The organism is Coleofasciculus sp. H7-2, from assembly GCF_042747725.1.
Taxonomy (GTDB): domain Bacteria; phylum Cyanobacteriota; class Cyanobacteriia; order Cyanobacteriales; family FACHB-T130; genus FACHB-T130.
The window spans coordinates 50,539-61,900 of record NZ_JBHZGO010000024.1 but is presented as its reverse complement, the minus strand read 5'-3'; the positions used below and the strand labels follow the sequence as shown (position 1 = coordinate 61,900).

The 11,362-nt window shown below is 45.7% G+C and carries 12 protein-coding genes; 7 read left to right on the top strand and 5 right to left on the bottom strand.

Features of this window, described 5'->3' with window-relative positions; genetic code table 11:
• Nucleotides 1-93: 93 nt before the first annotated feature.
• The gene (locus tag ACFW2W_RS05200) at nt 94-1,032 is read right to left on the bottom strand and encodes a M23 family metallopeptidase (protein ID WP_378174253.1); all 939 of its coding nucleotides are present in this window, start codon (nt 1,030-1,032) and stop codon (nt 94-96) included.
• Nucleotides 1,033-1,249: 217 nt separating this feature from the next.
• Here ACFW2W_RS05200 and ACFW2W_RS05195 point away from each other — a divergent pair, with 217 nt between their 5' ends.
• Entirely contained in the window at nt 1,250-3,586 is a 2,337-nt protein-coding gene (locus tag ACFW2W_RS05195; protein WP_378174250.1) for a cation:proton antiporter, read from the top strand.
• Nucleotides 3,587-3,614: 28 nt separating this feature from the next.
• Here ACFW2W_RS05195 and ACFW2W_RS05190 read toward each other — a convergent pair whose 3' ends face one another.
• On the bottom strand, nt 3,615-3,827 hold the full coding sequence (locus tag ACFW2W_RS05190) for an RNA-binding protein hfq (protein ID WP_378174247.1): 213 nt from the start codon (nt 3,825-3,827) through the stop codon (nt 3,615-3,617).
• 116 nt (nt 3,828-3,943) lie between these two features.
• Here ACFW2W_RS05190 and dapF point away from each other — a divergent pair, with 116 nt between their 5' ends.
• From dapF to ACFW2W_RS05170, 4 genes are all read left to right on the top strand, one after another.
• On the top strand, nt 3,944-4,783 hold the full coding sequence (dapF, locus tag ACFW2W_RS05185) for a diaminopimelate epimerase (RefSeq protein WP_378174244.1): 840 nt from the start codon (nt 3,944-3,946) through the stop codon (nt 4,781-4,783).
• Nucleotides 4,784-4,928: 145 nt separating this feature from the next.
• Nucleotides 4,929-5,699 carry a glutathione S-transferase family protein gene (locus ACFW2W_RS05180; RefSeq protein ID WP_378174242.1) on the top strand — a complete coding sequence of 257 codons (771 nt, stop codon included), beginning with the start codon at nt 4,929-4,931 and terminating at the stop codon, nt 5,697-5,699.
• Nucleotides 5,699-5,839, top strand: a complete 141-nt coding sequence (locus tag ACFW2W_RS05175; RefSeq protein ID WP_378174239.1) for a hypothetical protein — start codon at nt 5,699-5,701, stop codon at nt 5,837-5,839. Before ACFW2W_RS05180 ends, ACFW2W_RS05175 begins: the two co-directional genes overlap by 1 nt.
• A 39-nt stretch (nt 5,840-5,878) precedes the next feature.
• Nucleotides 5,879-6,997 carry a hypothetical protein gene (locus tag ACFW2W_RS05170; protein ID WP_378174237.1) on the top strand — a complete coding sequence of 373 codons (1,119 nt, stop codon included), beginning with the start codon at nt 5,879-5,881 and terminating at the stop codon, nt 6,995-6,997.
• A 344-nt stretch (nt 6,998-7,341) separates the two neighbouring features.
• Here the strand turns inward: ACFW2W_RS05170 and ACFW2W_RS05165 are convergent, their stop codons facing one another.
• The gene (locus ACFW2W_RS05165; protein ID WP_378174234.1) at nt 7,342-7,566 is read right to left on the bottom strand and encodes a DUF6887 family protein; all 225 of its coding nucleotides are present in this window, start codon (nt 7,564-7,566) and stop codon (nt 7,342-7,344) included.
• A complete protein-coding gene (locus ACFW2W_RS05160; protein WP_378174231.1) occupies nt 7,566-7,742 on the bottom strand; it encodes a DUF6888 family protein in 177 nt (58 codons plus the stop codon). The genes ACFW2W_RS05165 and ACFW2W_RS05160 overlap by 1 nt, the downstream gene beginning before the upstream one ends.
• Here ACFW2W_RS05160 and ACFW2W_RS05155 point away from each other — a divergent pair.
• Nucleotides 7,725-7,871: a hypothetical protein gene (locus ACFW2W_RS05155; protein ID WP_378174657.1), complete on the top strand. Its 147-nt coding sequence runs from the start codon at nt 7,725-7,727 to the stop codon at nt 7,869-7,871. The two genes, ACFW2W_RS05160 and ACFW2W_RS05155, sit on opposite strands and share 18 nt — an antisense overlap.
• A 116-nt stretch (nt 7,872-7,987) precedes the next feature.
• On the opposite strand, the gene ACFW2W_RS05150 is transcribed toward ACFW2W_RS05155, so the two are convergent.
• The gene (locus ACFW2W_RS05150) at nt 7,988-9,253 is read right to left on the bottom strand and encodes a hypothetical protein (RefSeq protein WP_378174228.1); all 1,266 of its coding nucleotides are present in this window, start codon (nt 9,251-9,253) and stop codon (nt 7,988-7,990) included.
• Nucleotides 9,254-9,339: 86 nt separating this feature from the next.
• Here ACFW2W_RS05150 and ACFW2W_RS05145 point away from each other — a divergent pair, with 86 nt between their 5' ends.
• Nucleotides 9,340-11,304, top strand: coding sequence for a dynamin family protein (locus ACFW2W_RS05145; protein ID WP_378174225.1), 1,965 nt, complete (start codon nt 9,340-9,342; stop codon nt 11,302-11,304).
• The last annotated feature ends 58 nt before the right edge of the window (nt 11,305-11,362 follow it).

Sequence of the window (11,362 nt, the reverse complement as noted above, 5' to 3'; positions counted from 1 at the left end):
CGTGCAAGCAGACGCAACCCTGCCACAATCTTTCCTTAATACAACACCAAATACATTAAAACCTAAAAAAATTCATCAAAACTTCAAAAACCCTCATTCAACTCCTTGAGTTCGCCAAGGTACTGGGTCAACGGAAAGACCATTTACATACAATCCCCAATGTAAGTGAGGCCCAGTTGAAGCCCCCGTTGAACCAATTGCCCCAATCACCTGTCCCGCTTTTACAAAATCCCCTTCCTTCACATCAATCCGGCTCAAGTGCATAAAAATACTGGTGACGCCTTGACCGTGATCTATCCCAATTACATTCCCGTGGACTCGGAAACCCTGAGCAACCCGTCCCACCAGCGCCACTCTTCCAGATGCCGGTGCCGTTACCGGCGAACCATACCCACCCGCGTAGTCAACCCCGCGATGGTAGTAGTCATTCGCAAATTTGCCATTGTAGTAACGGCGAACCCCGTAAATACTGGTGATGCTGCCTCGGTTAGGCTTGAGAAAGGGGCCATTCCAGAACTTTTGCGGCGTCACCAACTTTTTAAAAGCTGCCACGCGATCGAGTTCAAATTGTGTTGCTGATTGTCCGGCTTTTCCTGGAGGTAGCGTAATCCGTTGCACGGGGAAGCTGCGATTTCGCAGTGGCAGCGACAGGTTTTTGACTTCCCTATCACCGGCAACCCGAATTTGTAGCGTTCCCGGCTTGTCTAAAGGCGTTGTCGGCAGCAAGACTCGAAAGCGATTTTGACCGAGGGAAAATGCGGGGTAAGTCTTCTGTTTGAGAGAAACCGTGGGACTCTGCGAACCAGCGGAGTCTGTCTGAATCACGATCGATAGCGTATCCCCAAGCTGGGGATTGGTGGGTGCCACCTGTACCTGCAAAGCTCTAACTGGCAAAGCAGTAGAAACTAAAAAGGCAAAAGGCAGCAGAAACAATTCTTGGTTTTTACGGTTCGCTTGGGACTTTTGACTGGAAAAGAGTGTAGAAACCAGCCGTCGGGCATGGCGAGATTGAAGCAGAGTCTTAAGCGACATCACGGGCAATTTTCTCCGATCCAGTAATTGACAAAGCGTCTATGACCTTTATTTACTAGCGGATAGACTATCACCTTGCCTGGACTGTTTCCACCGCCTTCCATCATTTGATCCCAGTTGCCGATGGAAAACCTGACGCAATGGCGCTAACACAGTCCATAAAACTCTGTATCCTAAAGTTTATATACCTTTATACTTGTTCTCATAAAAGAAACTTGTGCAAGAAGACTTTAGACTGATTGTTGACTTAGTCTCCGTTCTGGCAGCAGCAGCCGTCGGTGGAGTGGTGGTAGCGCTGCTGCGGCAACCTGCGTTACTGGGCTATATCGTGGGGGGAATCGTCGTTGGGCCTGCGGGGTTGGGACTGATTAAAGAATTGGTTCAGATAGAAACCCTGGCTCAATTTGGCGTCGCCTTTTTGTTGTTCGCCTTGGGCGTTGAGTTTTCGTTTGCGGAACTGAAAAAAGTTAAAGCGATCGCCTTGGGCGGAGGCGGACTACAGATTGCCCTGACGATTGCGGTCACGGTTGCAGTCTGTGGAGTCGCCGGAGCTTGGGATACCTTACCGGCGAAGGGTGTCTTCCTGGGGGCAATTCTGTCTTTGTCTTCAACCGCTGTTGTCCTCAAGTGTCTGATGGAGCGAAATGAGACGGGGACGCCTCACGCTCAGGTGATGCTGGGGATTTTGGTGGTACAGGATCTGGCATTGGGATTGATGCTGGCTGTCTTACCAGCGCTGGATAAACCGCCAGAAGCGATTGGCAAGGCTGTGGCTTTAGCGCTGTTACAAATCGGATTATTTGCGGCTGGGGCTGTGGCAGCAGGCATCTGGCTGATTCCTCCCTTGCTGCGCCTACTCGCTCAAACGGAAAGCCGGGAGTTGTTTCTGTTGGGCGTGGTGGCGCTGTGTTTGGGGATTGCGTTGCTCACGGAGGCATTAGGGCTTTCGATTGAAATGGGGGCATTTGTCGCCGGGTTAATGATTTCGGAGGTGGAATATGCCGACCAAACCCTGAGTTATGTGGAGCCGTTGCGGGATGTGTTTGCGGCTCTGTTTTTTGCGGCGATTGGGATGCTCATCGACCCGATTTTCCTGTGGAACAACCTAGAGTTAATTCTGGGGCTAGTTTTGCTGGTTTTTGTCGGCAAGTTTTTAATTGTGACGCCGATTGTCAGAGCGTTTGGTTATCCTTTGAAAACTGCTGTAATTGCTGGGTTGGGGTTAGCTCAAATTGGAGAATTTTCGTTTGTTCTTGCCAGTGAGGGACAAGCTTTGGGGCTGGTTTCTCGCCGGGTTTACTTGCTGATTTTGGGTACGACTGCGGTGACACTGGTACTGACGCCTTTTGTGATGCGGCTGGTGCCAAAATTGTTGGAGTTGCCTTGGCTGAAGCCGTATCTAGATCCCGTGGATGACCCGCGGGAAGTGGCGGTAGACTTGCCTTTGCAAAATCATGTGGTGGTTTGTGGCTATGGAGGGGTGGGACGAAATCTGGTCAGACTGGTGCAGGAGCATAACTATCCGGTGGTGGTGATTGACCAGTCTGAAAGTCGGATTCAGCAGTTAAGAGAAGCAGAAGTTTCTTATGTTTATGGGAATGCGGTGAGTTTGCACGTGCTGGAAGCTGCGGGGGTAGATAAGGCGAAGGGGATGGCGATCGCTCTTCCCGATCCGATGAGTACCCGCCTTTGCCTGAAACGCGCCTTAGAATTGGCTCCGGATCTGGATATTGTGGTTCGCGCCAACCACAACAACGATATCGAACTGCTTTATCAGCTGGGGGCGCGGGAGGTGGTGCAACCGGAGTTTGAAGCAAGTTTGGAACTGGCGGCGCATCTATTAGCTGGTAGTGGATTGCCGACATGGCAGATCCAGAAGGAAATGCAGCAAATTCGCAATAGCCATTATCTAGCATTGCGTCCAGAGCGATCGCCTTGGGAGATTGCTCATGACTTACAAATTGCCACTGCCCAAATGAATAGCAAGTGGTATTCCCTACCGCCCAACTCTCCCCTGATTGGGATGACGCTACAGGAGACGGATATGCGCCGATTGACGGGTGTCACTTTGATGGCAATTCGGCGAAATGGAGGGGAAGAAGTGGACTATCCAGACAAGCAAACTTCTCTGCAAGCAGGCGATCGCCTCTTGGTGGTGGGAGAATCAAACGAACAGTCTGCCTTTAATCAACTGGCAAAGGGTGAAGTGGCAATCCCTAGCGAAACCGCTCCCTGTCAGTGGTTGCAGGTTCCAGAGTCCAGCCCAGTTGCCGGTAAACCTCTGTCCGAACTGCATATGCGCCGCCAGTACGGGGTGCAAGTGCAAGCGATTCGGCGAGATGGGAAGTTCATCCGCTTTCCGGGGGGCGACACCGAGCTGCAAGCGGGCGATCAGCTGCTCTTATGCGGCGGCAGTTTTCCCCTCAATCAAGTGCAACAGTGGTTGGCACCCGAATCTGAAACTCCTGTTTTCCCGGTGTCTACACTCAATGTGCCGGTGAGCGAAGCGATGCCAGAGTATTTTCCATCTGATAATCAGCGAACAGGCGAATAAAGGTAATTGGGGAAAAGGTGATTCCCGATTATTTTGGCTTCACATAAGCGATCGCGTGTCGCCAAACCAGCGTCTGCCGATCCGATTCATCTTGTAGACAAATACAGTTCTGATCTTGCCAACGCAGTTTACCAACGAGTACATCGTTCGTGAGTAGTTTCAGTTCAACCCTTTGTCCATCTTTCACAAATGTTTGGACTAGACGAGTGCTTGGTAAGCCTGTTTCCAGTTCAGTTGTCATAATGCCAGATTTTTCCTAATGCTAATTGCCTGATTGAAGGATTGAAGGATTGCCATTAACCATTACCCATTACATAGTTTATGCTAATCGAAAATTGCTAATCGCAGGATTGCTAAATGGGAATTAAGTTTACTAAGTATCACGGACTGGGAAACGATTTCATTCTGATTGACAATCGTTCCTCATCAGAACCCAGGCTAACGCCTGAACAAGCGGTCACGTTTTGCGATCGCCACTTCGGTATCGGTGCCAACGGCGTGATTTTTGCCATGCCGGGACAAGACGGCACCGACTACACCATGCGGATTTTCAACTCCGATGGTTCCGAACCGGAAATGTGCGGTAATGGCATTCGCTGTTTAGCCAAATTTCTCGCTGATTTAGAAGGAAAATCTACTCAAGAAACTCAATATCGCATTCATACCCTGGCTGGTGTCATGAAACCGCAAATCAAGCCGGATGGTAAAGTCACCGTCGATATGGGAATGCCGGGACTACTGGCAGCGGAAATTCCCACGACGCTTGGTGCAGCTGACGAGAAAGTAATCGCTCAACCTTTGGAAGTGGCCGATTCTACTTGGTTGGTGACTTGTGTCAGCATGGGAAATCCTCACTGCATCACGTTTGTGGAGGATGTTGCCGCGATTCCCTTAGAAAACATTGGCCCTCAGTTCGAGCATCATCCCGTTTTTCCCAAGCGGACTAACACCGAGTTTATTCAAGTGGTGCGCCCAGATTACCTGAAAATGCGGGTCTGGGAACGCGGCGCTGGGATAACTTTAGCTTGCGGCACGGGTGCTTGTGCAACTGTGGTCGCTGGAGTGTTATCGGGGAGATGCGATCGCGTCGCCACCGTTGAATTACCCGGCGGCTGTTTGGAAATCGCCTGGTCGGAAATAGACCAGCGAGTTTACATGACAGGGCCAGCGGAGCGCGTATTCGCAGGTCAGATATAATGCGATGTGCAACTTTTTCTTAGCCTACCGATAAATGGGGGTTGGGGGAGCAAAACGCGAACTGCTCTCTTTGTTCGATTCCCCTAGCCCCCGATCAATTGGGGGGATTACACTGTAAAGTTGCACATCGCGCGATCTAGCAAAAATGCAAAAGCAGCCAGAAAATGTTCCCCGACTCATCACCATCTCAGTCAGTCATTACTGCGAAAAAGCCCGATGGGCATTAGAACGGCTTGAGATTCCCTACATTGAAGAACGCCATATGCCGCTTTTTCATCGGCTAGCCACCCGCAAAAGTGGCGGCGGACAAACGACTCCCGTTCTGGTGACGCAAGCGGTTACTTTGAGCGATTCCTCGGACATCTTGCAGTATCTAGATGGCATGACGGCTGAAAGTGCAAAACTTCACCCAGCCGATCCCAAGCTGCGCCGCGAGGTGGAAAAACTCGAAGATTTGTTTAACAAGCAGCTCGGTCCCAGCATCCGTCTTTGGGCGTATTTTTATCTGCTAGACGACCGCCAGTTGATGCGGAGGCTGTGGTGCGATGGTGTACCCCCTGTTGAACGGGCGTTATTTCCAATTGTCTTTCCGTTGATTCGGGCGATGGCTCGACGAGCTTACAATATCACGGCAGAATCGTCAGCCAGTGCCCACGACAAGATTAAGCGCATCTTCGAGAACGTCAACGAGCGGTTGGCTGATGGACGTTCCTACTTAGTTGGCGATCGCTTTTCGGCAGCAGACCTCACGTTTGCCTGTCTCGCGGCTCCGGCTGTACTGCCTGCGGAGTATGGGGCGAGTCTGCCCCACTTAGATGAGTTACCCGATGAAATTGCAGCGGCAATTAAAGAGTTGCGGGAAACCCCGGCGGGAGCTTATATCTTGCGCCTATTCCGTGAGGAACGCCAGCGGTAATGGTTCGTTGCCACAGAGAGTGGGAAGCGATCGCATCGTCACCGTTGAATGACGCGGCGGTTGCTTGGAAATTGCATGGTCACAAACAGACCAGCCTGTTCGCAGGCAGAATCGAGCCGCCATGTAACATCGAACCTTGAAAACAGGAACCTTAAATAGGTCAACCCAAAGGAATTTTGATGACTGGCGCTATCTACCTAATTCAAGACAACGGTCAGCTGGTTGAAATGATCGAACAGCCCTATGACTCGGAAGCTTTGCTGCAAAAACTGCTAGCCGACTATCCGAGTCTGTTGGCTGGCGACCAGATAAACAGTGCTGCACCGAGACGTTGGCTGTTAGTTTCAGAGGAGATGCCCGTGCCATGTGAAGAAAATGGTATCGACCGATGGGCACTCGACCATTTATTTCTCGACCAAGATGGAATTCCCACTCTCGTGGAAGTCAAGCGCAGCTGCAACACTCAAATTCGCCGAGAAGTAGCTGGACAGATGCTCGACTATGCTGCTAATGCAGTGGTTTATTGGCCTGTTGAGAAAATTATTGCCCAGTTTAACGCTAATTGTCAGGTAAAAAGTCAAGATTCTGAACAGATACTAAGCAATTTTCTAGGTGCTGATGCTAACCCATCTGAGTTTTGGGAAAAGGTCAAGACAAATCTGCAAGCTGGCAAAGTCCGTCTAGTCTTTGTGGCTGACAAGATTCCTCCTGAACTTCAACGTATCGTGGAGTTTCTAAATAAACAAATGAATCCAGCAGAAGTATTGGCAGTTGAAATTAAGCAATACGTTGGTCAAGGTTTAAGGACTCTTGTTCCTAGAATTATTGGTCAACCAGCCGCAGCAAAATTAACGCCATATCTACTAAATTATGAGAGTAAGCAATGGAATGAGTCTTTGTTCTTTCAAGAATTAGAGGCAAAAAAAGGGAGTGATGTAGCTCAAGCTGCCAGAAGCGTTTTCAACTGGATAAATCGTGAAAAAATGCAAGTTAGTTGGGGTAAAGGTAAACTTGAAGGGTCTCTTATTCCCAGAATAATCAGTCACCAGGGAGAAAATAGAAAGTTTTTCACAATTTGGACTGGTGGCAAGATTGAGATTTATGCATACGAACCTCCATTTAACTTGGAAGCCAAAAAGACTGAACTCCTCAACCGCTTAAATTCAGTCCTAGGTCAATCAATTTCTGTTAATGCCTATAATTGGTATATTCCCTTGTCTGCACTGAAGGATGAGTTGATATCGAAGCAATTTTTAGAAGTGATTGACTGGGCGATTCGGGAAATTAAAGCATCATAATTACGAATACAGATTGTCACGTAATATGAGTTGGTAGCTTTTAAACTGTTGCCATTGATTTTTCAAACGCTATGGGTTAGAGATCCCCTAAATCCCCCGATAAATTGGGGGACGCAAGAAGATTTTCTCCCCTTTTTAAGGGGAGTTAGGAGGGATCTCCAAGATTTCAGCGCAATTTACTCACTTACTTGCAAACTGCTGTATTTGAATGGAGAAGGCGATCGCTCACCATATCATCATCGCACTGCTGGCTATTTGCTTTGAGATGCGATCGCTATGGGTTGCACGATGATCGTCTTCCCGATTCCTCTGCACCCATAAAAAGCGTCAGGATACTGGTAGATTTAGACTGCCGCTTCACCGTTATTATCTGCTGCTTGCATTTGCCGCAGAATTGCTGCTTGAATTTTGGCATCAAAGTTGGGATCGTCTACGGTCGTAATAATCTGACGTGGGCGCTCACTAAGCCTATCCAAATAGGCTCGAAGAGCCATCTTGTCTTCACGATGTCTGAGAAAATATTGTCTTAATTCCTTATCGGACATAGCAGCATAGTTAACTTGACTCATCAGAACACCTCCCCATTTGGAGTAATCTGGAATTCAAGGTTTTCAGTATTTCCAGCCAAAACATACAGGTTGCTTGTTCGATCATCAATGCAGACAAGATGTATGGGCACAAGCATAATATACGTTAGCCAATAGCTAAGACGATATAAACCTCTTAGTTGGGCATTAGTAGGCATTCAAAGCACTTACTTTACGCATCACCTAATATAGCACCTAAGCGATCGCTGTTTCTTTTAGCTCAAGCGATCGCTCACCGTATCATCATCGCACTGCTGGGTATTTGCTTTGAGGTGCGATCGCTATGAGTTTTGGTGGGGAGATCGCGCTTGTGTGCAAGCATCTCTGGTGAAGGTACTTGCTCTAAAAAGCGATCGCATCTTCTCCCATTCGGCTGCGATCGCCACCTTCCTATATTTAACTTTTACGCCGTTACTGCCTCATCTTCCGCTTCATCTCTGACTTTGAAATACCAGTAAAGATTAGCAACAGCTAAATTTGAAGCTTTTTGTAAATTTGATGTAACTAATGTTTTATAACCGGCGATCGCAGCTTGCTGACTAACATAAAATTCCGACTCTCGACGCAACTCAGGCTGCATCATAAATTGAAGCTGATCGAGAAGGGATGAGTAATGAGATTTTTCCTTTAAATTTTCATACAGTAAATGTTCTGGAGGCACTGCCAAGGCTGTTGTATCTGTGCTAGCAGGTACTTCTGAACTGCTAAAATCAGCACTTTGGAGCAATTTTAGTTCTGAAGGTGGAAGACTTCGCATCCAATCAATATGATTTTGCCAGGATTCTAGTACAGCCAAATCGTGGTTGTGAATGCGGGTGATTTCAGGAAAGAGAAAATCAAGCTCATCGTCAGTTTCACAGCTATTAATAACATTGAGGGAATCTTGACAGATTGTCTCTTGGAGATTCGAGAGTTGATGACTCACAGCTGCTGGCTGATTCTGGAACTGATAGGTTAAGGCGATCGCTTGTTCAATTGCCCAAGCACATTCCATCCTGCGAAGTTTTCCAGCAGCGCTGGTTTCTGAGAATAGACGAGGATTGTTATAGTCTGCTAAAGCTAAGTCTAATGTTTGTCGGGCATTAGCTAGATCAGCATCTCTGATACTTACATCTTCACAAGACATAGCTATTTCCATTCGCTTAGTCGCTTCCAGAAAACGCCCATAAGCCTGAACTAGAATTGTGCGATGTTGTCTAAACTCAACATCTTCGGCAACTTGGTCAATCCGTTGGATAATTTCGGTTCCTTGGTCTTTCAGAGCTTTTTTTAAGTCAATAAAGCCGTTTTTAACTTCGAGCCTCAGTTTCTTTACGTCTTCCCTCAGCTTCAAAGTTTGATGAAGATTTACCGCTGACAGCACAACTCCAGCCGCTACACCAACACCAATAACGGCTGTAGTCGCTTGGAGAACTCCCAAGCTAGCCTGGACAGCTTGAAATCCTCTGTGTTTTTGATACATCCGTGCCCCGCTCATAGCGAACTGAAACGGCGCTATCAGCGGTGACAAAGGGCTGTTGTTAACTACTGCACCGACAGCATGAGCAACGAATTGCCCAGTCGTTGCATCTCTAGCCATACCTATCGGCACCCCTGCGGATGTAAAGACTTGCACATATTTGCTAGCAGCGATACCAGCCTGTATTACCGGAGAAAATTCAAAAATCATTACTTTTGGTAGATTTACAGATGCGGATAAAGGTTAGTTGCAGCTATCGTAGCATTACTCATGCTGATAAAAGGAACCATTAACTGATGACTAACTTACAGGGCAACCAGCAGCGTCGTGTCTCATCCTTGGCAGAGTTTCAAAAATCTCGGAAAGAACTAGATAAGAGTTGCAATCAATTATTTAAGATATTTCAAGAAGGCAATCAGCATAATTCTCAATTTATTACCTTGATAACAAAAATAGGGAAGGTATCTAAAAAACTACAATCTCAGAGATTTCGTATAGCAGTAGTAGGGGAGTTTAGCCGAGGAAAATCAACATTAATCAATGCCCTTGTAGGTGAAGACATACAACCCGTAAGAGCGATTGCCTGTAATCGTACAATCACAGTGTTAAAACATGGGTTACAGAAGCGGATTGTATGCCATTACAAAAATGGGCGACAAGAAAATATCTCTTATGAGCAGTATAAAGTCTTAGTAACTATTTCTAAAGAGGCGGCGCGTGAATACCGCAGTGATGAGTTAGGGCGTTCTGAGATAGAAGAGATTATTTTTGAGCATCCTGATTTAGAGTTATGTAAAAATGGTGTAGAGATTGTAGATTCTCCCGGTTTAAATGAACATCCTCACCGTGCTGCTATTACTCAAAAATTACTCAAAGATACTGATGCTGTAATTTTTATAACTAATGCATCACACATTTTGCCTCAGGGAGAACGTGACCTAATTCATGATTTCAGAAACCAACTTTGTGGAGGTAAGAATGAACCTGCGAACAACTTTTTCATAGTAGTCAATAAGCTGGATCAGCTAGATTCTGAAGAGGATAAACAGGATGTAAAAGAGGTGGTTGAAAAGTTTGTATATGGTCAAAACCCTATTATTGCGGGTGAGAATCGCGTTCATTTTATCTCTGCACTAAAAGCTAGCCCTGGCAAAAGTGAAAAGCAGTATTTGAAGATATTTCAAGAATTTTATTGTTCGCTCGAAAATTTTCTCACATCTGAGCGTGGCTTTGTAGAAATTAAGCAATCTGCAACAACACTTGAGGTAATAATTGAAAGTGGTTTAAATATCCTTCAAGAATTAGAGAATGATTTGAACTGCAAAATAAAAGCTTCTGAAGTAGAAAAACAAAAGCTTATAGAGCAAATTGGTGAAGTGAGTGGACAAGGTATCAGAATCCGCATCCAAATTCAAAAACTCATGTCTAAAATGATGGATAAAGTAAAGCAGGAAGTTTGTGAAGCTTGGAAACAGTGGGTGAAAGAAGGTTCGTGGGAGGAAACATTACGAAAAAAATCTGAACAATGGAATTCCGATAAAAATCTTATTTTAGATCAAAAGGGTATAGTAACGGATTACCTTAATCAATTCATCCGAGAACTTTCGGAAGAGATAAATAAATGGACAGATAAAAATATTAAGGAGATTGTTAAGCATAACCTGGAAATTTTAGATAAGGAGGTTAATCATGAAATTAAATCTTTATACAAAAAAAATAATATTGATGAGCAAAAATTTCACAAAAGATTTAATGATGAATATGGGGGCTTTGCCAGTAGTTACACTGGTGGTTTTGGTGGTGATTTTCTCAATTATTTGATAGGTACGATATTAGGAGGATTAGTAGGTTTATTAGGATATGTAGTAGCATTGTCTTTTACACCTGCTGTAGCTTTAGGGGCAGTGGCAGCAGTTATTGGTGCCAGTACATTTGGTATCAATAGCATTTACGATCAGATAAAAAAGGCAGTTTTTGAGGAATGTAAAAAGCAGTTTCCAAAAGAGGAAAAACAGATAGTAGATAAGATTATTGAACAGATAAATTCAGTAATCTCAAAGCAAATTTTTCACTTTAAATTAAAATTAATAGATGAAATTATTGGACAAGCAATTTTAACTTGCGAAGCTTGTTTAGAAATTCAGGAAAGAGAACACGCAAAGATAGTGGATAAATGCGATGTAGAAAAAGCTTGGATATGCCAGAAGCGGCGGGAAATTGAGCAGGTGCAAAAGAATATTGAAGCAATTCTCCCTTCCTGATAACTTAAGAAAGTAGAGAGAAAAGCAATACCTTATCGAAACAGATGCTCAATACTTT

Coding starts and splice junctions, on each gene's coding strand:
- ACFW2W_RS05145 (WP_378174225.1), top strand. CDS start 9,340: ATGACTAACTTACAGGGCAACCAGCAGCGTCGTGTCTCATCCTTGGCA.
- ACFW2W_RS05180 (WP_378174242.1), top strand. CDS start 4,929: ATGCAAAAGCAGCCAGAAAATGTTCCCCGACTCATCACCATCTCAGTC.
- ACFW2W_RS05175 (WP_378174239.1), top strand. CDS start 5,699: ATGGTTCGTTGCCACAGAGAGTGGGAAGCGATCGCATCGTCACCGTTG.
- ACFW2W_RS05160 (WP_378174231.1), bottom strand. CDS start 7,742: ATGCCTACTAATGCCCAACTAAGAGGTTTATATCGTCTTAGCTATTGG.
- ACFW2W_RS05150 (WP_378174228.1), bottom strand. CDS start 9,253: ATGATTTTTGAATTTTCTCCGGTAATACAGGCTGGTATCGCTGCTAGC.
- ACFW2W_RS05170 (WP_378174237.1), top strand. CDS start 5,879: ATGACTGGCGCTATCTACCTAATTCAAGACAACGGTCAGCTGGTTGAA.
- dapF (WP_378174244.1), top strand. CDS start 3,944: ATGGGAATTAAGTTTACTAAGTATCACGGACTGGGAAACGATTTCATT.
- ACFW2W_RS05165 (WP_378174234.1), bottom strand. CDS start 7,566: ATGAGTCAAGTTAACTATGCTGCTATGTCCGATAAGGAATTAAGACAA.
- ACFW2W_RS05190 (WP_378174247.1), bottom strand. CDS start 3,827: ATGACAACTGAACTGGAAACAGGCTTACCAAGCACTCGTCTAGTCCAA.
- ACFW2W_RS05200 (WP_378174253.1), bottom strand. CDS start 1,032: ATGTCGCTTAAGACTCTGCTTCAATCTCGCCATGCCCGACGGCTGGTT.